Here is a 22,707-nt window from a genome sequence, read left to right on the forward strand (position 1 = left end):
TTAGGAACTACGATGGCCTGATCGCTCATACATCTCTTGTTATTGCCAGATATAACATGCTCAGCCTTTATCAGCGGCAATGTGTGGATCAACGGTCATTCGGGGAACTCTTCAGGGCTTGTAATGATGAGATGAACAATCTATCTTTTATGGTTTCTTTGGAGCGGATCATGCGTTTAGCTTTGGTAAATATTCGGCGACTATTTGATTTTAACGAGCGTATGGTACAAGAGATGCTTGATCAGGTGATGGGTCAAGCCCTCAAGTATTTCGGCTTTTCAAGTGGTCCTGAGGAATTATTGGGGGTGTAAATTTACTCCTCCGAAAGTTGAGGTCTATAATCAATCAGCGTCTTTATGTTTACCTGCATCCGTTAGGGTCTTATGTGAATTGAGGCAAAAAATTTACTCTCTACCATCATACGACCCTGAAACGCAACATGAGCCTGTAACAAAATTACAAGCTCTTATGCTTACATTACATGTATAGAATCCATAAGACCTGGCAGAACATATGAACGTAATTTCAATAAAAAGAATAAAAAAGTCCATCTGGAATACAGGCAACCAGCTTGATACTTTGAGGTGTCTTAAATTAACGACATTGATGTAACAGGTGGAACAAACCCCATTTTTCAGAAAAATATATCCATTTTTAATGGATGTATGGGTATTTTAAGATTGGTCTGATTTTTGCTGATGCAACAGGTGGGACACACCCGAAAAAACTCATTAAATATAGTTGAATTGATACATTAATCGTTCAGCAGCTTTTATAATGTACAGATTGTCCTCTTCACTTAACTCATTTTTCCAACTATTTGCACTGCCCTTCCTGACGAATTTAAAATTTTGATCATTTTTTTTTGTTGAGAGACTGCCAGTAACTTTCTCTAATCCTTTCATATATTCAAGATTAGTCTTTTCTCTAATTCTATTTACTTCATCATCTGTCAATGACGCACCTATTAGGCTTGCTAATTTTCTTGTATTTTCATCTGGTTGTAGTTTGAAATCTTCAAATTTGAAGATATTAAATCGGGTAGATGGAATTGTTCCATCAATCCAACTTTGTAAGTGATTTACCCAAGCATGAATTCCTAATCTTTTATCTTTAATCATTGTACTTAAATCTTCGCTATATCTTCCTATACCCGTTAAAAATTTATGATATGAAACCATAACACTTCGTGGGTCTCTAACTAAGTAAATTACATATTTATAGGCTGGATGAAAAGACGAGTGGCTTTTTATCATTCTTTTAAAAGGGAAGAACTCTAAACTTTCGGGGATGTCCTGCCCCATGTGAATATCTGGAATAAAGCCATGAATATTAAAAAAATTTACATCAATAAACAGTTTTAATTTTTCTATTATGATATTGGAGAGGATGAAAGAAATCCATGTGTTCCCCGATTTTGGGAACGAAACAAGATATATGTCATCATAACGTATTTTTTGGGGTATTAGAAAGAATTTTTTGATACTTTCTATAGGATTTTCTTTTCTGGTTAATAAAGCATGCGCTAATAATAATTTGTTCATTTTAAGCTCTCTAATTTTATTATAATAGAAATCACGGTGCTCACCCGCTAATACTTTGATTTAGAATTAACTTATTATTTCAGATGGTTGGAATAGATAAGTCCGTTGCTTTCACCCTCTGTTTTTCATGGAAATTCAGAGTATTAGAATGGCCAAAATCATAATCAAAGTATTAGCGGGTGAGCACCGACAAATGTCAACAGAATCTAAGTTATTTTTTATTAAGCAAATTAAAAAAAAATAATGCTTTCGTTTGCTGTCTAAATAGTATCCATGATTCTTTAAACAAAATATTCCCTAAATACGATGCTACCCCTCTTGAAATCAAGGTAGCAATGGCAGCACCTTCAATTCCATATGCTGGTATAAGACAAAAATTTAAACACACATTCGTTATTAAACCTATAAATAATCGTAAATTGGCAAAAAGTAATTTATTTTCAATGAGATACCATTTCCATGCCGCATTATTTAAAAAAACAAAAACACCAGCCCAGATGTGAATACTTAAGACATTTGCCGAAGATATATAAGCTTGCCCGTACAGTAAATTAATTATCAATGGTGAAAGAAATGTTGTTGGAATCGCTATGCCAACCGAAAGCCATACCATTAAATTATATAACGATTGCAACCGTTGATAATATAGATTTTCATTTTTCTTTTTAGCATTAATTATGGCAGGGAAAAAAGAGTTGTTAATAGCTACAGGAATGAAATACCATACTTCAGATAATCGTACTGCTGCGGCATAACTCCCAACAGCCGTATTGCCCATCATCTCCTTGATCATAACTTGATCAATCTTCATGTAAAACGTAATAGCGAAGCCGGACAAAATGAGAGGCCAGGAATCTCGCAGCAATTCTTTCGCCATATCCAACTCAAACCGCCATGTTAAAATCCGAATCTTTTGTTTCACATATAAAAAAAACAGCATGGAGCCAAGGATGCCTGTTTCCAGAACTATTTCAAGAGCAAAGCAAGTCAAGGATGCGTGGGAAAAAATAAGTATGAGCTTTACTATGGATGATGCAAAAAGGGAACAAAGGCCAGCGATGGAGGTTAAGCGTCCCAAAATCTGGGATTGAAAATAAAAATCTACAACTTTAAAACTCTGTAAAATCATTCCACCGGCAATAATAAGCACCAGCATTTTTGCATATGCATCGCTGGAAGTAAACTGTACAGCAAAGAAAACGACCCCGAAAAGGAGTACCCCACCCCCCAGTTTTAAGGTGAAAGCGGTACCGAGAAGTCGATCTCTGTATTCGATACTCTGAACCAGATTGCGGACCACTATCCCGTCCAGTCCCAGTGTTGCAAGTGCGGAAAAAAGCCCCACAAAGCTTGTGGCGTAGTTTAAAAGTCCAAACCGCTCCGGGCCAAGATATCTTGCCACATAAGTGCCAACAACGAGAGCAACAATCATTCGGACGATCTTTTCGCCCATCATCCAGGAGGTGTTGGCAAAGTAGCGTTTGAATCCGGCGTGTGCATTGATACGTGCCAACAAAACGGCAATATAGGATAATTTCATAAATTTTATTGCATATCTTCCAAGTTGATAAGTATCAAGATAAAAATAATTCCCGGTTTAACGGTTTGTTTAAAAGTAACTTCTCAATAAATCCGGGTATGAAATGTCGAAATCCGCTGTTTTAAATTGCTCATTTTTTGACCCTTAGTCCGGGTAAAAAGACAAAGGGATAGCAAATTCAATTGCAGTTAAACAGACAAATCAAGAGCTTTGTTGATGATGAGATCACTAAGATAAAGAATTTCATTCAAGCCGGATAATTGATCTTCAAGATAATCCCAAAACGAGACATTAAGCTTGCGACATGTTTTTTTGGGGTGTGTCCCACCTTCTACATAGGAATTATGATGCATTGGGATTATTCTTATGTTAACACAGTTACTATGTAACAATTTAATTTTTCAAGTAATATTTGCATTAAACGATTGTTGCCATGTAAAAGGTGGGACAACCCCATTTTTTAGGAACAAAGCTTAATGACAATATATCCGTCAGTTTTTTGCCAAAGAGGAGAAGGAAAATTATTAGAGGTAGCCTTGAATTATATTTTGGAATCCAGCTTGGATTTGGTCCGCAAATTAATTGAAAATTGTTTTAAAAAAAGCAGAAAAATAGATAAAAAACCAGCTACCACAATCGTGAGGGCACAAATCATCAATCGCTTTGGTTTAAACTTTTCTTCAGGCACAAAGGGTTGATCCAGAACTTTAAAGCGTATAATCTCTTTTACTTCCGATATTTTTGCAAGCTCAAGCTGTTTTCTCAACTCTGTATAAACCGTCAGGGAAGCTAAACGTTCCCTCTGGATTTTTGACAAAGTTAATTTATCGGAAGGAATCTGTTTTTCCCAATATTCAAGCTCTTTTTCCGACTTTTTAAGCTGGTTGTCAACAAATTCACGTTCTCTTTTTGCATCGCTTTCATATTCATTTTCAAGGTAATATTCAAGTTCTTTAACTGTTCTCAGAAGCATGGTTTTTGTAAATTTAGGATACTGGTCAATCCACGAGATAGTTATTAAACTTGTTTTTTCGTCCTTTTCAATTGTGTATATGTCCTTAAATTTCTCTTGGATTGCCTTAAGTATCGTAGGCTGATCTTCAGGATCATCAATTTCCCATTTTTGATTTTCAGTATCCCATACTTCAGGGTAAATTTTCGGAAGAAGATTATATTTTTCAATAAGTCGCTGTTTTATGGTTCTGCTGTTTAAAAAAGAAACAATGTTTTCATTTTTATTGTCGCCTCCACTAATTGGAAGGCTTATTGGCAGGTTGGTTGCAAGGGCCGACAGTCCTGAGTTAGACGTTGTTTCCGTTGGCTGAAGAACAATGTCCGATTTATATGTTACCGGCAGGACATAGAGGGTGACATAAACAGCTATAAGGGTTGTCAGCAGAGTAAACCCAAAAATAAACCATTTGCCTTTCCAGATTACATTCCAGAGTTCGAGAAGATCAATTTCATCCTCCTGGTCCATCTGGGGCACTGGTATATAAACGAATTCTTTTTCCGACTGTTTTATCTGATCGCTCATCAGTTTTTTTTAATATCTCCTCATGTTGTTTTAATCCGTTCACCCTATATAATTTTTTTCAATCCAGCATTTGTAGGAATCGTCCAATAGCCTGTTCCACCACATTTCATTTTCGAAAAACCAGTTTAGAGTCTTTCTGATACCGGTTTCAAAAGATTCGGCAGGGCTGTAGTCCAATTTTTTAATCAGCTGTCCTGCATCGATAGCGTATCGGCGATCATGGCCTGCCCGGTCCTTGACATGTTCAATCAGAACTTTGGGATTAATATTTTTTGAGGCCGGAGAGTCTGGAAATCTTTCAGCCAACCCTGGATCACCAGATAATTTTTCAAAAATAAGTTCACAGATCAAATTCACAATATCAATGTTGGCCCATTCGTTGGAGCCTCCGATATTATAGGTCTGGCCCGGTGTACCTTTTTTTATTATCAAATCCACCCCCCGGTTATGATCATCCACATAGAGCCAGTCACGGATTTGCTTTCCATCTCCGTAGATCGGCAAAGGCTTGTTAAAAAGAATATTGATGATGACCAGAGGAATCAGTTTTTCAGGGAACTGAAAAGGTCCGTAGTTGTTTGAACAGTTGCTTATGGTGGTGTTCAGGCCGTAGGTCTCGTGGTATGCCCGGACCAAGTGATCGGAAGCTGCCTTGCTGGCTGCGTATGGGGAGTTTGGGGCGTAAGCTGTTTTTTCCGTGAACGGCAGATCATTGGGGCCAAGGGTGCCGTAGACCTCATCTGTGGAAATATGATGAAACCTGTGGTCTGTCCTGCCTTGGTCGAGCCAGATTTTTTTTGAGGCTTTAAGCAGGGTATGGGTGCCAACGATGTTTGTATTAATAAATTCATCCGGTCCGTGAATGGAACGGTCCACATGGGATTCGGCGGCAAAGTGGACAATTGTGTTAATGTTGTGCTTTTTCAGCAGGGTTTCCACCAGGGGCTGATCCAGAATATTACCGTGGACAAATTCGAATTTGGGATTCTTTTCCGCCTCTAGCAGGTTGGTTCTGTTGCCCGCGTAGGTCAATGCATCCAGAACCACAATGTGATCTTCTGGGTATTTGTTGAGCCAGTAATATACGAAATTGGCGCCGATGAAACCGGCACCACCTGTTACAAGAAGATGTTTCATTGGAGTTCCTGCAACATCAATCGAAGGGTTTTACGCCAGTGTACCGGCTTTATATCCAATGCCTGCCACAGGGAGGTTTTGTCCAGAATGCTGTATAAAGGACGCCTGGCCGGGGTGGGGTATTGGCTGGCCGGAATCGGGTTGATGGGGATCACTCTATTAATAAGGTGTAAATTCAGGGCTTCTTCCTGGATGGCGATGGCAAAGTCGTACCAGGAACCTGCTCCGGCATCTGTGAAATGGTGAATCCCGGTCACTTTTTTTTCAACCGTGCCCCAGACTGCGTTGGCCAGACTGTTTGCCCATGTCGGGGTGCCGATCTGCTCGTCAATAATGTTCAGCTCTTGCTTTGTATCCATCAATGTCAGCATGCTTTTAACGAAATTGCTGCCATGGGAGGAATAAAGCCAGGCTGTCCTGATAATGGCGGCATCTTTGCCCAGAAGTTCCCGGACAGCCAGTTCTCCTTTGAGTTTAGTATCTCCATAAATGGAAATGGGATCTGGTTTGTCCAGGGGCAGATATGGCTTGTGGTTCATTCCGTTGAACACAAAATCTGTGGAGATATGGACCAGGCTGATTTTTTCGCGCCGGCAGATTTCTGCTATCTCCCGGACAGCACCATGATTGAGCCTGTCTGCAGCGTCTTTTTCCTGTTCAGCTTTATCCACATTTGTATACGCCGCTGCATTAATGAGAATATCCGGTTGCGTATCTTTAATGCAGGTGAGAATACTGTCTGAATTGAAAAAATCAATTTCCGGAAAGTCGTATGCCACTAATGTGATGTTTGACGGACATGTCCGCTGCAGCTCCCATCCTAACTGGCCGTTAGCACCAAATAACAAAATTTTCATTTAAACACCTCGGCAGATACGAGATTAAGTCCCTGTTCATCCTTGGAAGACAGCACAGGATCCATATCCAGTGGCCAGTTTATGCCAATGTCCGGGTCATTCCACAGAATATTGCGTTCATATTCCGGCGCATAGTAGTCTGTGCATTTGTAAGAAAATTCTGCTTCATCACTCAGGACATAGAATCCATGGGCAAACCCCGGCGGAACCCAGAGCATGGCTTTATTTTCGGCAGAGAGTGTCTGGCCGGCCCATTTGCCGAACCAAGGGGAGGATTGTCTGATATCCACAGCCACATCAAAAACTTGCCCTGAGGTAACACGGACAAGTTTGCCCTGGGGGTGTTTGACCTGGTAATGAAGTCCCCTTAATATCCCTTTTGTTGATTTGCTGTGGTTGTCCTGGACAAAGGTATAATTGCCGATATGCTCTGCAAAATTATCCTGCCGGAAGGTTTCAAGAAAAAATCCTCTGTGGTCTCCAAAAACCCGGGGTTCCAACAGTACGACATCCGGAATTGATAAGGATGTGTATTTCATTTTCTGATTCCGCTCAAGAGACTGAGGAGGTATTTGCCGTACCCGTTTTTTTTCATTGGTTGGGCAAGCTGCTCTAACTGACCGCTATCTATCAACCCTAACCGGAAGGCAATTTCCTCAAGACAGGCGATTTTCAGTCCCTGCCGGTCTTCAACCACTTTTATAAAGGTGGCGGCGTCCAGGAGAGATTCATGGGTGCCGGTATCCAGCCAGGCAGTGCCCCGGCTGAACAGTTCAACATTCAGGTTGCCTTGCTCAAGATACGTTTTGTTGACATCCGTGATTTCGAGTTCTCCCCGGTCCGAGGGTTTTACCTGTTTGGCAATTCGAACCACATTAGTGTCGTAAAAATACAAGCCGGTGACTGCAAAGTTTGATTTAGGAGTCTCAGGTTTTTCTTCCAGGCTTGTGACCCTGCCGTTTTCATCGAACCCGACTACACCGTAACGTTTGGGGTCTTTAACATAGTATCCGAAAATCGTGGTACTCTGCTCCTGCTTTGAGATGACCTGAAGCCGGGTTGAAAGCCCTTCCCCGTAAAAGATATTGTCACCCAATATTAATGTAACAGGGTCATTGCCAATAAAATCCTCGCCAATAATAAAGGCCTGGGCCAGACCGTCAGGGGAGGGCTGAACCTCATATTGTATGGAAAGGCCCCATTGTGAGCCATTGGCCAGCAGATGTTTGAAGTTTTCCTGGTCATTTGGCGTAGTAATGATCAAAATGTCTTTTATCCCGGCAAGCATGAGTGTTGACAAGGGGTAATAAATCATGGGTTTGTCATACACTGGCATGAGTTGTTTGGAGACTGAATAGGTCAGGGGATAAAGGCGCGTGCCGGAACCGCCTGCCAGTATAATTCCTTTACGCATTTTTGATATTTCTTTCATGGGTTGTTTTTTTTAGGTTTTAAGGTGTTAAGTTTTAAAGTGTTAAGGCGTTCTATTTGCTGCCTTCTGTCATGAAAACAAGGAGGTGATGTGATCGGTTTGACCTAAAACCTAAAACTTTAATACTTAAAACCTAACCTTGCGGGTTAGGCACTTATAAGCCAGAAACAGTCCATTAAACGCAGTCTTCAAGGTTCAGGATTCCAAAATAAACAAGACGCATCCAACTCGGTTGATATGTTCCGTCAATAACGGTTCATGAATCCCTTCATAGTGGATCACGTCGAAAAAATAGGGCAACGGCATTTCTTCGTTAAGGTGTATAGAGAGGCTGGTAACGGTCTTATCCGTTACATTCTTTCCCTTCACTGCCAAGTCAACATCAGATCCTGGTGCAAAATTTCCCTTGGCGCGTGAACCGAATAAAATGACCTCCTTGATTTCTGGAAAATAACGAATCGCTTCCATAATTAAATTTAAGTCGGATTGCCGAAGACCATATTTCATTTTTTGAACAGCTTTTCAAAATCACAATGTAGCTTATTCAACATTGGAAAATATTTCTTGCGGATTTTATCCTCTACCAGGATGGCTGTGTTTTCATCGTAAGTGTGAGTCGTAAGATCTCTATTATGTAGGGCATCAAGCCAAGGATGCCCATCGTCAAGCAAACCTGATTGAAAAGCCTGTTTTACTGCCTCTCGCGGGCTTCCAATCCTAAATCCGCCTGCCTCAAGATAGTCTTTCATCAACTTCCACGACAACTCAAAAGTCATCTCAAAAAACTGGATGAGACCCGCCCTTTCCGCGTTAGAAGGCGCTTTGATTTGAATGGTGTCCGCCAACAATGCGTATGATTTAGAAAAATTAACATACCTTTGCCGCCAGCGGATATCATTTTCCTCTTCTTTTCCGAGGTTCATTACAACTCCTGAATAAAAAAAAAGGGGGGGCAGGGTAAAATTAAACTTTTTTTTGCCATATTTTCCTGGAAAGGAATGGGGTTTCGGTGTTAGGTGTTAAGGTTTTAGAGTTTTAGGTTCAACCGGTTTCAGCATGTTTTTGTTTTCATGGCAAGAGGCCGAGACTAAAGCACCTAACACTTAAAACTTTAACACCTAAAACTTAACGATTATTCTCTTTCATGCTATTATTTCAAGATTTCTAATAACAGCATCAATTGTCTTCTGATCCTTCATCCAGCCATCGTAATTTAAATCCGTCACATAATGGAATATTCGATCCAATGCTTCAATGATGTCTTCAATTCGAAATTTCCAACTTCTAAGCGACATGCACTGCATCCCTCAAAATATCATCGCGGAGCTGTTTTTTTAAAGCATTTTCCGTTACAAGATCGACCGGGCGTCCAACAATGCCTTCCAGATATTGTTTTAAATCAATGAAGCCGAAAAGGCCTGGTGTGGTTTTAAATCTGATCAATATATCAATGTCACTATCAGATTTTGCTGTGCCTTTTGACATGGAACCGAAAATTGACATTGACTCAACTGAAAATTTTCCTTTTATAATATCTTTATGAGCTTCAATTGTTTTGATTAGATTACGATCAATTGGGGGCATGATGTCTCCTTCAACTTCAACTTCAGAGTCTGACCCTGCTAAGCATTTGTTGTGAAATGGAAATCGTCTCCAAAACACTGCGATATCTGCCCATGGACCAGTCGGGTTTCCTTTGATAGCGTTTCGGTGTTAGGTGTTAAAGTATTAGGTGTTAAGTACGTTAGTTCCGGCTAATTCTGCGGCTTCGCTGCATTGGATTTTAAAGTTTTTATCAGGTTATGTAGCATGGCTGATATTTTTTTAAGGTCTGCTACGAATTTTTGGGCTGTTTCTTCTGGTATCATGTTGATTTTCATGGAAATATAGATTTGCGTTCGTAGTTCGGCGGCAGAACCCTTGGCAATATGTAAAAATCGAGTAAATTCGGCCTTACTATCTCTTTCGGCGCCCTCCGCTATATTTGAAGCGATGGATACTGCTGCTCGGGTCATTTGGTCCTTTAATCCGAAATCGCGGCAGTCTTTCAACTCCCGGTACAGCCTGACCGTCAAACGGCAAGATTGTTTCCATACATTTAGATCTTCGAATGATTTGTAGGGCATGGGGGAGAAGGGTTTTAAAGTGTTAGGGGGTTAAGGTTTTAGAGTTTTAGGTCCAAGTGTTTTCAGCATGTTTTTGTTTTGATGGCAACAGGCTGGAACTAAAGCACTTAACACTTTAACACCTAAAACTTTAAAACTTAACTGTCATTCTTTTCCAGGCAAATGTTGTGATGTTTTTTTCTATCGAGCTGAAATCAATGCCGATGAGGTAGATACTGTTATTTTCTGCCAGATATTTTTCCTGGTAGTTTTTTTCCATGAGCTGATTCATGGCTGATCCGGGTTGGTCCACCTTGAATTCAAGGATGTATGTTTTGTCTTTCAGCTTGACGGTCAGGTCGATCCTTCCTTTGCTGGTTACGTCTTCTGCTGTGATGTCGAGGCCCAGGCTTGCCAGGTAGGCATAGATGACACTGGCAAAGTAGCCTTCATAACTTGAGATCGTGTTGTTGACGTAGTTGTTGTAAGGGATTGAAGCAAACAGGGCGGTGAGGGTCTTTTCCAGGGCATTGAGATCTCCGTTTTTCAACTGGGCATAGAGCTGGTCCTGGTATCGGTTCTTGCTTGTGATCTGATCGGTCAGATAATCAATGACCATATCATTAAAGGCAAGCTGAACTTCTTTATTGGGCATGCAGAGGAGATACTCCAGCCCCCCACGCTCCCTTTCCCGGACCTGCCGGATGGTCAGGTAACCGGCCTGGAACAGGATCGGTTCGAGCCTTATATCTTCAAGTTGAAAACTGTCGATCAGGCTGTTATTGACCCAGAGATCAGCAAGTTTGGGCAGGTAATAATTATGTTTCCGGATCAGTTTGATGAGAAATGTCGGGGTGCCGGTGGCAAACCAGTAATTATTAAAAATAAAATCATTGTCGATAAAAAGCAGGATGTCGAAAGGATTATACACTGGCTCACCGTTAAAATTGTAGCCGTTATACCACTCTCGAACACGATCCTTGTCCGCTTGTTGCAAGTGGGCCTTGAGGGTTGTGTTCAGGTCGGCCTGGGTGTAACCGCAGATGGTTGCGTACCTTTTATCCAGGGTAATATCCTTCAGGTTGTTCAGGCCGCTGAAGACAGACACTTTGCCAAAACGGGACACTCCGGTGAGAAAGGCAAATTTGATGAACTCGTCACTGTCCTTGATGGTGGTGTAGAGATCCTTGAGGATTTCCCGGGCCTCCCGGGCCATTTCAATCTGATCAAGGTTGTCCAGAATCAGCTTGTCGTACTCATCCACCAGGATAACGACTTTCTGCCTGTATTTTTCTGCTGCGTTTTTTATCAGAAGCCTGAGACAGCCGCCCATATCAGTCGTATCCGGGCAGTCGATGCCCAGACGCTCCTGGTTATCCTGCAGAATATTGGAGACATCCTGTTTCATGTCTGCGACCGTACGGGCAACACCGGCAAAGCTGATCTTGATGACCGGGTATTTCACCAACCAGTCCCAGCGGGTTTCAGCGGCCAGACCCGTGAACAGTTCCTGTCGTCCTTCAAACAGTGCCTGCAGGGTGGAGATAAACAGGCTTTTGCCAAAGCGGCGCGGGCGGGACAGGAAATAGTACTCCCCGTTTTCTATGAGATCAACGGACATGCCTGTTTTGTCGACATACAGGTAGTTGCCTTCCTGAATTTTGCTGAAAGTCTGGATGCCGATGGGGAGTTTTTTAAGCATCATATTGTCCGATTTACCACTACCCGGTACACCATGGAGGAGGTGGCCGGAATCCGCCATGATCGTTGCGTGTAGATACAGCTCCGCCCTTTGGATTACATCTGTTCATACAGGAAGCTTTCTATAACAGAGGGTATGGGGTGTCAAGAACAAAATGATTGATTGTATCATTTGGCGTTTCATGAGTAAGAAGTTGCTTTTTTCCGACAGCAATGCTCTGGCTCCAAGAGGGTTCTTTAGGGAGTAAACAGACCGGAACAAAACAGATTTGATACTTTTGCGATCAATAATTTACCTATGAGCTGCTGCATTCCCAGGCCCAGCTCACAAGGTTTCTCCGCTTTCTGCTGAAGATAAGCCCCACCTCGTGGACCTTCACCCCTTTTTCTCCAAGGTACTTTTTCGCATAGCCTTTCTCCCTGATCTGTTTGAGGGCGGAATTCTGATCCATTTTCTCCACTGTTCCATCAAGATCCCCATCTTGGCCCGACCTCCCGTTCACCACCTTGATCTCCATCACATAGACATGACCGGCAAGTTTCACGGTCAAATCCACCTGGCCGTGGCTGGTGATATCTTCAGGTATGATCCGGGCATCAAGGGATGAAAAAAAAGCGTACAGCACCGAAGCATAATATCCCTCCACATCCGGAAGGTTGTTTTTTGTAAAATTGCGCCAGGGGATACTTGCAAAAAGGCGTCTGATCACGCCAATCATCTCTTCAGGATTACCATTTACAAGAGAGGTGTACAGATGGTTCTGATAGCCAATCTTTTCATTGACAAGGTCGGTATAGCCGTTGATGAACTGATCATTGAGGGCAATCTTAACCTCCAGATTGGGTATTTTCAGCTTGAACATCATGCGTTGGCGACGGATGAAGGTGGTATCGATGGTCAGGTATCCTGTCTGAAAAAGCAGGGTCAGGGGGTTTATGCGCTCTACATCAAAGGAGTCCAGAATCTCTTCGGTAACCTCCACATCTTCAAGACTTGGCAGAAAATATCCGTTTTTTTCAAAAAGCCTGACCAGAAAGCTGGGATTGCCGGTCTCGAACCAGTAGTTGCGATAAGAAAATTTTTTATGGATAAACAGCAAAATATCATATGGATTATAGAGCGTTTCACTGCCCAACCACTTGTACCCATTATACCATATGCGAAGTTTTTCCAGATCAACGCCTTTGAGATGCATTGCAAAACCACGCTCCAGATCCTCTTGTGTATAACCGCAGATGGCAGAGAAATTCCCGTCCAGGGTAATATCCAGTAATTGGTTGATCCCGCTAAAAAGGCTCACTTTGGAGGATTTGCTTACCCCGGTCATGAAAACAAATTGAAGATGGGCATCCTGACCCTTGAAGACAGAATAGAGATTTTTCAGACCCTCCCGCATTTCAGCGGCAATCCCAGGCTTGTCAATGTTGTCGAGAATAGGTTTGTCATACTCATCAACCAGCACCACCGGCCGATTGCCGTATTTCTCTTTCGCCCTGCGAATCAACTCCCCCATACGCCCACGAATACTGCCCACTGAACACTGCAGGTTCAATCTGTGTTGATTATCCTCCAGAATCTCATAAATGATTTCATCCAGTTCTGCCCGGCTCTGCAGCGTCCCTTCTGCAAAATCAATCTTGATGACCGGATAGCTCTGGGTCCAGTCCCATTGATCATAAATATGGAGACCTTCAAAAAGCGCTTTGTTTCCTTCGAAAATTTCCTTTAAGGTATCGAGAAACAGGCTCTTTCCAAACCGCCGGGGGCGGGAAAGAAAATAATATTTACCATTCCTGATCAGATCAATGGCGATTTTTGTCTTGTCAACATAGACATAATCCTCCCTTATGATATCGCTGAAGGTCTGGATACCTATGGGCAGCTTTTTCATGGTGTTGTTGGGAGGGGTAAAAGTATTGGGTGTTTGGCAAAACGGGATGGGTTCAGGTGTCTGACAGCAGATGCAGCGGGATTTCCACCGGCTCATTGTTCAATATCTGTCTGACCAGTTTTACGTCTATATCTACAACCTGAGCGATTATTTTTTCAGACAGTCCTTTTTTGCGGGCATTTCTAACCAATGCGATCACAGTTTTCTCCATGCCTTTCTCCATGCCTTCCTGCCTGCCTTTTTCTCTAATATATTGTGCCAACATGGCAGTCTCCTTATGTTGAATCATGGTCTCATAAAGCTGTTGCTGTTCCTGATCGCTTATTTCTGAATATACATCAATAAAATCCGCATATTTATCAAAAAGCCCTCTGGTAGCCAGTTGAAACAGTCCTTTGTATGCCTGGCGGATGACTTCTATCCGTTCGTGCTTTTCATACTTCATCTTTGGCAAAAGGATTTTCACCACCGGGTTATCCATATTGTAATAATCCCGGGCATTCAAGTCAAACAACTTGTGAAACACATATTCAAAATGAAGGAACAACCGGTCATTGATTTGTGTGTGCAGCTCACGGAGCACTGTTTTGCGCCACTTTATCCTGTCAGTAAACAGCACAGTCGGGACAACCAATGCATCCGGATAAGCCTCCATCATATCGGTGGTGTACCGGAGCAGTTTGTATATGGAAAATTTGGATTTATCTTCCTGAAATTCCACCAGCCATAACAGCAGTTGCTGTTTTTCAAAATGGAACAGTATCGGAAGATCCAGCACCAGGCCCGCATCTGAGAGATGGTGTTTTTTGGGCTCCTGACGTGTAAAATCAATTGAAACGATCTTACCCCAGGTTTGTTCTGCCTGGGGTAACAACCATTTCAGCGTTTCACGGGGAAAGTCTTGAAACAGATTTTTGAAATTAGGGTCGTGTGATATCATAAGGTTTACGGATTTGATGGAGGGTCTGACCCCGTTAAGTGCTTAATATTATAATAAGATTTGCTTTTTAAAAGTCTAATTTTATCTTTTGAAACCCACTTTTGGGAGGCAAAAACAGTATCCTAAGAATCCCATGTCCTCTCGGACACAACAAACTATGAAAAACATTTTAACCACAGAACACACAGAATTCTATCTTCAGTGTCTTCTGTGATTTCCGTGGTTAAACTTTTTCATATAAAATTATGAATGGACTCAGGCAGACTGCATCGTATCCACAAGGATCCTGGCCCGTTGCCCCACCTGGGGAATACCACCGGGAATTCTTCATCGCCGCAGCAGCTTGGATGAAATCCTTATTTTTAACGGCAGCAATCATTAATATCATATAAACGGATCAATGTTTTTCAGTCTCCACCTCAAAGTCCACCACGTTTCGCTCCTTGCTTGAAAACGCCACCCCGATCAGGTGGATTGTCGCCCCCAGGGTGCGATATTTTCCGGCATAGTCTTTGTTTTTGATCTGCTGTAAGGCACTGCCGTCCGGGAGAAGTTCCACCACCTTGAATTCGAAAATGTAGATATGGGTGCCCAGCTTCACCGTCATGTCGATGCGGCCATGGTTGGTGGCATCCTCCACACACAGATCAAGACCCAGGGCGGCAAAATAACAATAGACGATGGAGGCGTAATAGCCTTCGTAGTTGGCCAGTTGATTTTTGCGGTACCAGTCATGGGGGATGGAGGAGAAAAAAGCCTGCAAGATCTCTTTTAACGCATGAAAATCGTTAATAGATAGAGCTTCATACAATGCAAACTTGTTGTTTTCCTGGGCAACTGTGGTATCTGTGAGAAAGGAAAGGATATAGTCGTTCAGGCTCTGCCGCACCTCCTGGTTGGGATAGCCAAGCTGAAACCAATGCATGCCGCCCATGTGCATGGTTTCCCTTATGGTTAGATAACCGGTCTGGAACAAAAGGGTTTCAATTTCCATGCGCTCCACATCAAAGCCATCCAGAATTTTCTCGCTTGCCCTTAAATCATGCAATGCCGGAATATAATATTTTTTCTTCTGCAGAATCCGGATCAGAAATGTCGGTGTGGCGGTCTCAAACCAGAAATTCCGGAATTCGCCACTATCCAGATAAAGCAGAATATCAAAGGGATTGTAAACCTCCTGCCCCAGCCAGTTGTACCCGTTGTACCAGGTTTTGACCTTTGCCAGATCCACATCATCGCCTATCCAGCCGGAAAACACATTCTCAAGCTCTTCCTGGGTGTAACCGCAAATGTCTGAAAAACGCTTGTCTATGGAGATATCCTTGAGATTGTTCAGCCCGCTGAAAAGAGATACCTTGCTGAATTTCGATACCCCGGTGATGAACACAAACTCGATGTAAGGGTCGGCATCCTTGATCACGGAATAGAAGTTCTTGAGTTCCTCGCGAAGGGCAATGGCCATTTCAGTGTTTTCAATGCTGTCCAGAATCGGCTTGTCATACTCGTCCACCAGAACCACCACTCTACGGCCGGTGTTTTCATAAAGGGTCTGAATCAGCTCGGCAAAGCGTTCGCGAAGGTCATCCTGACGTAATTGCAACCCATGCAGGCGGATATGGTTATCAAGAATCGCACTAAAGCGGATCTCCAGATCACGCACTGAGCGCATCACCCCGGACCCAAAACTGATATGCACCACGGGATTATTCTGGCTCCAGTCCCAATTATCATACAGGAAAAGACCCTGAAACAGTTCCCGGCGGCCTTCAAAGGCGGCTTTAAGTGTGCTCAGAAACAGGCTTTTCCCGAATCTCCGGGGACGGGACAAAAAATAGTACGTGCCGTCATTTAACAACTGCCGCACAAAATGCGTTTTGTCAACGTAGCAATAATTGTTCTGGGCAATCTTTTCAAAGGTCTGAATACCAATGGGAAGTTTTTTGTTTTTCTGCACGGGACACCTCGCCGGTTATTTGAGTAACTTGTGGGGTCAGGCTCGGCTTATGGGCGTTGTTGGGAGGTAAAGTATGGCTATTTTACATTAAATGTTTTTTTAGGTGTTAAGGTGTTAGGTTTTAGAGTTTTAGGTTCAATCGGTTTCAGCATGTTTTTGTTTTCATGGTAAAAGGCTGGAACTAAAGCACTTAACACTTTAACACCTAAAACTTTAAAACTTAACTGTCATTCTTTTCCAGGCAAACGTGGTGATGTTTTTTTCGGTCGAGCTGAAATCAATGCCGATGAGGTAGATGCTGTTATTTTTTGACAGATATTTTTCCTGGTAGTTTTTTTCCATGAGTTGATCCATGGCTGATCCGGGTTGGTCCACCTTGAATTCAAGGATGTATGTTTTGCCTTCCAGCTTGACGGTCAGGTCGATCCTTCCCTTGCTGGTTACGTCTTCTGCTGTGATGTCGAGGCCCAGGCTTGCCAGGTAGGCATAGATAACACTGGCAAAGTAGCCTTCATAACTTGAGATCGTGTTGTTGACGTAGTTGTTGTAAGGGATTGAAGCAAACAGGGCTGTGAGGGTTTTTTCCAGGGCGTTGAGATTTCCTGTTTGCAGGATGGAATAAATTTCTGTTTGGAATGCGGCACGTTCTGCGGTCTGTCCGGTCAAGTATCCAAGGACACAGTCATTGAAAGCGTATTTTGTTTCAAGGTTGGGAAAAGCAAGTTGGTACATGGTGATGGCGCCGGCCTGATCAACTTCCCGGATGGTCAAATAACCGGCCTGGAACAAGATAGGCTCCAGTTTGATATTTTCTATGTCAAAACTGTCAATCAGGGCGTTACTCACACGCAGGTTTTCCAGTGACGGAATATAGTAGTTATGTTTCTGGATCAGTTTGATGAGAAATGTCGGGGTTCCGGTTGCAAACCAGTAGTTGTTGAAGACAAAGTCGTTTCTGATAAACAACAGAATATCAAAGGGATTATAAACCGATTCTCCCAGGAAGTTGTAACCATTGTACCATTGGCTGACCTTGTTCATATCTGCGCCCTGCAGATGAGCCCGGAAAACGGTTTCCAGATCATGCTGGGTGTATCCGCAGATAGCGGAGTATGTGGCGTTTAATGTAATATCTTCAAGATTGTTCAGGCCATAGTACTTCCCTGTTTCAATCAACCGTGCAGCATGCCCGGTTTTATCGACATATACATAGTTCTCCTCTCGGATCTCCTGAAGGTCTGTATGCCGATGGGGAGTTTTTGATACTTATTCACAGCAAATTGTTAAAAAGTTTTAGGTGTTAAAGTTTTAGGTGTTAGGTTCAGCCGGTTTTCATTTTTCTGACAGAAGGTCGAGATTAAAGCACCTAACACTTAACACTTTAAAACCTAACACCTTTTTTTTCAATTCTGCCTCATGTCATTAATAGTTTTTTTAATATGCGCTGGTGTTGAAAAAGGATCAAGCGGGTACAAAGCGCCAGGTTGACGGACCGTTGCGCCCTGGTCCCTTGTAAAACTTGAAAACGAGTATCGCAACCGTTTGGGGGTGTCTTTTTGAAAAAATATGGATAAGGGAAATGTGATATATACCCCTTTCTGATCCGCATCCCTGTTTTTTTCCGAGGCAAACAGATCTGTATCGGTTTTGGTATACCATGCACCGATAGTAAAATATTTAAACGTGCGTCTAAGGTCAAGTCTGACGCCTGGATCTCCGGCAAGGAATCGGCCGATTTTTACTCCGGCCTCCAACCCCAGTGAGGGGATGATCTGGGCATAGATATTCAAAAAGGCTGTGTTATACCAGTCATCATATTGTTCGTGGAGTTTAAAGGTTGAATCTGGGTCTCTTTTTTTGACCATTTGACTGTCAAAACCTATGCCCCAAAGCCCGTTATTAAAATAACGGAAACACTCGACACCGACTCCTGCATACTGGGTTTCAAAATATCCGGCAGAAAATCTTCCCTCAATATCTAAAGGCAAATCCAGAAACTGGTTATAGGCCAACTGGGACAGTCTGATTTTTTGCCCGGTTTCATATTCCACCAGATCCGTTCTTACTGAATGTTCCTTTTCCAGGGGATCGTAAATGAGGTCATCATATTGGTTGAAAACGGTATATTCCAGTTCCCCTAAAACAGTCGCCCCTTTCCAGAGCCTGTAGTCTGCCTGGGCCCTTAACAGGCCTTTGTGCTTGAAAAAGCCGGCCCGGTTATTTAAAAATGTCCGGATTTTGGGCTCTATATTAAAAGAGAATCTGGATTCTTCAGCAGCATGCAGATCGGATGCCTCCTGCTTTGTTTCAAAGGAATGCCAGTGTTTGGTCTTATACAGGGTGAAATCTGAAAAAGCCATTAATCCCTGGTCATCCATCTTGGAATTTAAGAACGCCCTGAGTTCGTTTCTTCCAAATCTAAGACTGCTTATAACAGTATCTTGTCTTTTCAGGTTGATATATAATGTCAGAATGCGTGGCGGTAAAATTTTATCAAGAACCGCACTTATTCTTCCAATGGCCCGGGCATCCGAAAGATGGATTGAATTTATAAATTCTATCCACACCGAATCCGTACTGCAGGCAGATGAGACATTTGAGAACCCCATTTTTTTTATCTCTTCTGAAACCAGGGAAGACAATTCTGCGTTATCTGATTCGGCAGCTTTCCATTTCAGTCTCTCAGTGGGGGTGTAGCTTTCCGGTTTATCCCAGGCCAGCATCCCTTCGGGTTCCAGGGGGACCTCAAAGTTTATGCCCGCAGCATAGGTGTTACCGCCTATCAATGCGGCGGTTGCATGAAGATAATCCGTAATTTTATACTTAACACCTAAATTTACATCAAAAAGCGTATCATCATCTTTTAGTTTCTTATTGCTGTTATCCCGGTATCCATACATATTGCGCCAGTTGATTGTGGAATATTCAGCAGTGAAACTCAAATCCGGCGTACAATGCCACTCTGCCCCCATAAATGGTTTTGTTTTTCTAAACGGCGTTGTAAGCAGAAAGGACTGTCCGATATTGTCTCCTGAATTTTCGTCTGCGGGATAATCACCGGCAAGAGTACCCTGTCCCAGGCCAAATGTCAGGTCAACATTACCAATCATTTTAGATGCGGCGACATAACGAAAAGGAAAAAGACCGGTACCAATGGCGTCATAAAATCCGGTGGCGACCTGAGGTATGAATTCATTTTCTTTGATCAGAACAATTCGCATCCCTGCTGCCCGGTCTTTGTAATCTCCGTACCCGTATCCGGGGAAAGCAGTTACGGTATTGATCTGGGTGAATTGTCCATGGAATTCAAACCTGTCAAACACACCTAATGCCCCGCCGTAATATGTATAGGGATCATTGTGCCCGATTTTTAGCCGTACTGACCAATCCGGTTTTACCCGGGCATTGGGCATATAGATAAGTCCTGTATACGACTGAAGCGAGCCTAATGCCTGGGCATTGTTTTCATAGGCAGACACCGTCTTGGCAGCAGTGCCCAACAGACACAACGTGAAGACAATACATAAAACCGCAGAAAAAGCGTGATGCTTAAATGGCAAAGGCAATTCCGGCCGATACGGCAATTTTAAATACAATATCTGTAATTGAAGTTACGAGTTTAAGATAAGGAATTTTCTCAAGGTTTTCGGGGACTACAATTGTATCACCCGGCATCAGTACTGTATCTTCAAAGTTTGAAGAAAATAAGCCCTTTGCCTGTTGGGCAGATAAAATTTCACCGTTCGCCTTCATCAGGTATACATGCTTTTCATCTGCTCCCTTTGCCAGTCCGCCGCTTTTGTCAAGATATGTTTCAAGTGTCTGGTTGGGCTGGTAAAGGAATGATCCGGGCATATACACAGAACCGACAACAGATACAAAATAAGGTTTTTCCGGTATAAAAAACGTATCCCCGTCTTTCACTACATAATCATAGGAACTGCCGGCAAATGTTTTCAGATCTGCCAAATAGATCGTAACTCTGCCCTCGGCTCTGATTTTCTTTAGTTTTTCCAGGAGGGATCCCATCTGCTGTTTGGCCAGTAATTGCGCTTTTGCATCTGCTTCAGACAATGCTTCCTGTGTCTGTTTCGATGCCATTTGGATATATTCCAGTTCAAGCTGCTTGATCATATTGTTGATACTTAGCTGCTGGATTTCACGGGCCTGTTCCGATGTGTATTTTGCTCCATACAAATAGGCATTGGGGGTAAACCCTCCGGCCCGCTTTATGATATCGGATAGGTTTTCCCCTTCACTGATCGTATAGGTACCCGGACACCCCACTTCACCTGTAATGGTTATCTGTCTGATGAGGGTGGCATCTTTGAGCATCGGTATAAGCACTGAATCAAAGGGCATCAGTTTTTTATTTCCGTCAGTTTCCAGATTCAGTACGCTGTATTCAGTGACTACGGCATTATTTTTAATTTTCTGCCTGGCCAGTTCAATATGGGATTTTCTGCCACCGAATTTTATCCCCCCTGCAAGGGCAATGGCATCCTTCAGTGTCAGATCCGCCTTGAGTTCGTACCGGCCTGGTTTTCGCACAGCACCGTTGATGTTGAAATTTTCCTTTATACCGGTTTCCTGTCTGGAAAGAATCTGTATTTGATCAAATGGTTTTAGTTCGGCATCATATTCTTTTGAGAATACCTTGCCCAAGGGAAATTGTATGGGGGTGACACGGGTGGTGTCCGGGTTGTACCTGTTGAGAAAAGCAAATTCCAGCATGGCATCTGTTTTTAACAGATCCTTTGAAATCAGAATATCGGAAAGCTTCAACCCGTCTTTATATTGAAAAATATCGTCTTTCCATACATGGCCCGTAAGATACACCAGGTTAGGTTGATTCTGGAAAAAAGTAACATCCACCAGATCACCGTTTTGAACGGGAACCGATTCCCAGTGTTTTAAAAGTTCTGTTTGGCTCTCAACAACTTTGACAACAAATTCTCGGTTGTTTTTGAATCGCCGCAGATAGATGCGGCTCCCCCAGGCCTGGGGAAGTACACCGCCTGCCATGGAGACGATATCTTTAATACTGCTCTTTCCGTTGGTTTCAAAAATACCTTCATCATTCACTGCACCGGCAACAGCAACAGTTTCGCCGATCCCGGGGACGAAAATCACATCCTTGTTTTCCAGCTGTATGTCTGAGGTTCTTTCCCCCTTGAACAACAGATCATATAAATCAAAAAGTTGAATTTGCCTGTCATTTCTTTTTAATTGAATGCGTCTGAGGGTACCTTTTTTGTATACACCGCCTGCAGCCATCAATCCGTCAAAAATAGTGGAAAAAGCCGGGACAATATGGAGTCCGGGTTCTTGCACGGCACCGACTACATAAACCTCAAGGCTGTGCAGCCTGGCAAATGTGACGTTGATGGTTATCCCCTGAATATAATTGTTTGCTTCATTTTGAATGATGGTTTCAATATTTTTATACGTTACACCAGCAACCTTGAGGACGCCTATCTTAGGAAGGCTGATATTTCCGTTTCGATCCACTCTTGCCGGGTAGGATGCATCCAGTCCACTTCCCCATATTCGGATTAAAAGTTCATCTCCGGTTCCTATCACATAATTTTCATCAGGAACTGCCAGACTACTTGGTTTTACAGCACCTGTATTAAATATACCGTATCCATATTGTTTCAAATTTTTGCTTAAATTTGACTGATACATGTCGCGGTATTGTGTTTCGATTTTAGAAACTTTTCTTTCGGAAAGTCGCGGTGCTTTTGTCCTTAGTATATCATCATCTTCAGTTTCATCCGGACCGGTACCCGTATCTGATTGGCTGTTCGTATCCTGTTCAAGTTTTTGCTGAATTTCCGGAGGCAAACTGTTTAATTGTTCTGAAGATATTGTCTGTCCGTTAAATTCCAGGGCTGAAACCCATGAAATACCGGCAAACACAAAAAAGCAAATAAAAAAGAAACTTTTTTTTATCATGTCACAACCATGTATGGAAAATTAGGGGTGGATGGGGATGAAAGAAAAAGATCCATAAACCTTAATATAAGCCAGCTTTATGGATCTTTTGTAGTGTTTTGGATTAATTG

General features: G+C 42.6%; 19 protein-coding genes and 1 pseudogene. 1 reads left to right on the forward strand and 19 read right to left on the reverse strand.

What is annotated here, in order from left to right; all coding sequences use genetic code 11:
- Window positions 1–311: pseudogene (locus tag Q366_RS21600) on the forward strand (IS4 family transposase); the annotation flags it as partial.
- Between the two features lie 420 nt (window positions 312–731).
- On the opposite strand, the gene Q366_RS14500 reads toward Q366_RS21600, so the two are convergent.
- From Q366_RS14500 to Q366_RS14585, 19 genes are all read right to left on the reverse strand, one after another.
- Entirely contained in the window at window positions 732–1,544 is an 813-nt protein-coding gene (locus Q366_RS14500) for a sulfotransferase domain-containing protein (protein ID WP_035240280.1), read from the reverse strand.
- Window positions 1,545–1,755: 211 nt separating this feature from the next.
- Window positions 1,756–3,084: a flippase gene (locus Q366_RS14505; protein WP_051958075.1), complete on the reverse strand. Its 1,329-nt coding sequence runs from the start codon at window positions 3,082–3,084 to the stop codon at window positions 1,756–1,758.
- A 541-nt stretch (window positions 3,085–3,625) separates the two neighbouring features.
- The gene (locus tag Q366_RS14510; protein WP_035240282.1) at window positions 3,626–4,621 is read right to left on the reverse strand and encodes a Wzz/FepE/Etk N-terminal domain-containing protein; all 996 of its coding nucleotides are present in this window, start codon (window positions 4,619–4,621) and stop codon (window positions 3,626–3,628) included.
- A gap of 39 nt (window positions 4,622–4,660) precedes the next feature.
- A complete protein-coding gene (rfbB, locus tag Q366_RS14515; protein WP_035240284.1) occupies window positions 4,661–5,758 on the reverse strand; it encodes a dTDP-glucose 4,6-dehydratase in 1,098 nt (365 codons plus the stop codon).
- Window positions 5,755–6,615: a dTDP-4-dehydrorhamnose reductase gene (gene rfbD / locus Q366_RS14520; protein ID WP_035240286.1), complete on the reverse strand. Its 861-nt coding sequence runs from the start codon at window positions 6,613–6,615 to the stop codon at window positions 5,755–5,757. Before rfbD ends, rfbB begins: the two co-directional genes overlap by 4 nt.
- Entirely contained in the window at window positions 6,612–7,154 is a 543-nt protein-coding gene (rfbC, locus tag Q366_RS14525) for a dTDP-4-dehydrorhamnose 3,5-epimerase (RefSeq protein ID WP_035240288.1), read from the reverse strand. The genes rfbD and rfbC overlap by 4 nt, the downstream gene beginning before the upstream one ends.
- Window positions 7,151–8,029 (reverse strand): glucose-1-phosphate thymidylyltransferase RfbA, encoded by an 879-nt coding sequence (gene rfbA / locus Q366_RS14530; RefSeq protein ID WP_035240290.1) that lies wholly within the window; start codon window positions 8,027–8,029, stop codon window positions 7,151–7,153. The genes rfbC and rfbA overlap by 4 nt, the downstream gene beginning before the upstream one ends.
- Before the next feature lie 213 nt (window positions 8,030–8,242).
- Entirely contained in the window at window positions 8,243–8,554 is a 312-nt protein-coding gene (locus tag Q366_RS14535) for a nucleotidyltransferase domain-containing protein (protein ID WP_035240292.1), read from the reverse strand.
- Window positions 8,551–8,970 carry a nucleotidyltransferase substrate binding protein gene (locus tag Q366_RS14540; RefSeq protein WP_035240294.1) on the reverse strand — a complete coding sequence of 140 codons (420 nt, stop codon included), beginning with the start codon at window positions 8,968–8,970 and terminating at the stop codon, window positions 8,551–8,553. Before Q366_RS14540 ends, Q366_RS14535 begins: the two co-directional genes overlap by 4 nt.
- Window positions 8,971–9,189: 219 nt before the next feature.
- Window positions 9,190–9,351 carry a HepT-like ribonuclease domain-containing protein gene (locus Q366_RS22285; RefSeq protein WP_342668599.1) on the reverse strand — a complete coding sequence of 54 codons (162 nt, stop codon included), beginning with the start codon at window positions 9,349–9,351 and terminating at the stop codon, window positions 9,190–9,192.
- Complete coding sequence (locus tag Q366_RS14545; protein WP_035240297.1) at window positions 9,332–9,631, reverse strand: nucleotidyltransferase family protein; 300 nt, start codon at window positions 9,629–9,631, stop codon at window positions 9,332–9,334. Before Q366_RS14545 ends, Q366_RS22285 begins: the two co-directional genes overlap by 20 nt.
- Before the next feature lie 170 nt (window positions 9,632–9,801).
- Window positions 9,802–10,173, reverse strand: coding sequence for a four helix bundle protein (locus Q366_RS14550; protein WP_035240300.1), 372 nt, complete (start codon window positions 10,171–10,173; stop codon window positions 9,802–9,804).
- A 130-nt stretch (window positions 10,174–10,303) separates the two neighbouring features.
- Entirely contained in the window at window positions 10,304–11,857 is a 1,554-nt protein-coding gene (locus Q366_RS14555) for an ATP-binding protein (protein ID WP_211251903.1), read from the reverse strand.
- Window positions 11,858–12,149: 292 nt separating this feature from the next.
- Entirely contained in the window at window positions 12,150–13,841 is a 1,692-nt protein-coding gene (locus Q366_RS14560; protein WP_245619977.1) for an ATP-binding protein, read from the reverse strand.
- Window positions 13,798–14,685, reverse strand: coding sequence for an RpnC/YadD family protein (locus Q366_RS14565; protein WP_035240303.1), 888 nt, complete (start codon window positions 14,683–14,685; stop codon window positions 13,798–13,800). The genes Q366_RS14560 and Q366_RS14565 overlap by 44 nt, the downstream gene beginning before the upstream one ends.
- 397 nt (window positions 14,686–15,082) lie before the next feature.
- Entirely contained in the window at window positions 15,083–16,639 is a 1,557-nt protein-coding gene (locus Q366_RS14570) for an ATP-binding protein (protein WP_035240306.1), read from the reverse strand.
- A 213-nt stretch (window positions 16,640–16,852) separates the two neighbouring features.
- Window positions 16,853–17,815, reverse strand: coding sequence for a PD-(D/E)XK nuclease domain-containing protein (locus Q366_RS14575; protein ID WP_051958076.1), 963 nt, complete (start codon window positions 17,813–17,815; stop codon window positions 16,853–16,855).
- Between the two features lie 227 nt (window positions 17,816–18,042).
- Window positions 18,043–20,199, reverse strand: coding sequence for a YjbH domain-containing protein (locus Q366_RS14580; protein WP_035240309.1), 2,157 nt, complete (start codon window positions 20,197–20,199; stop codon window positions 18,043–18,045).
- Entirely contained in the window at window positions 20,189–22,597 is a 2,409-nt protein-coding gene (locus Q366_RS14585) for an SLBB domain-containing protein (protein WP_035240314.1), read from the reverse strand. Before Q366_RS14585 ends, Q366_RS14580 begins: the two co-directional genes overlap by 11 nt.
- Window positions 22,598–22,707 lie beyond the last annotated feature (110 nt).

Source organism: Desulfobacter vibrioformis DSM 8776 (genome assembly GCF_000745975.1).
GTDB classification, from domain to species: domain Bacteria; phylum Desulfobacterota; class Desulfobacteria; order Desulfobacterales; family Desulfobacteraceae; genus Desulfobacter; species Desulfobacter vibrioformis.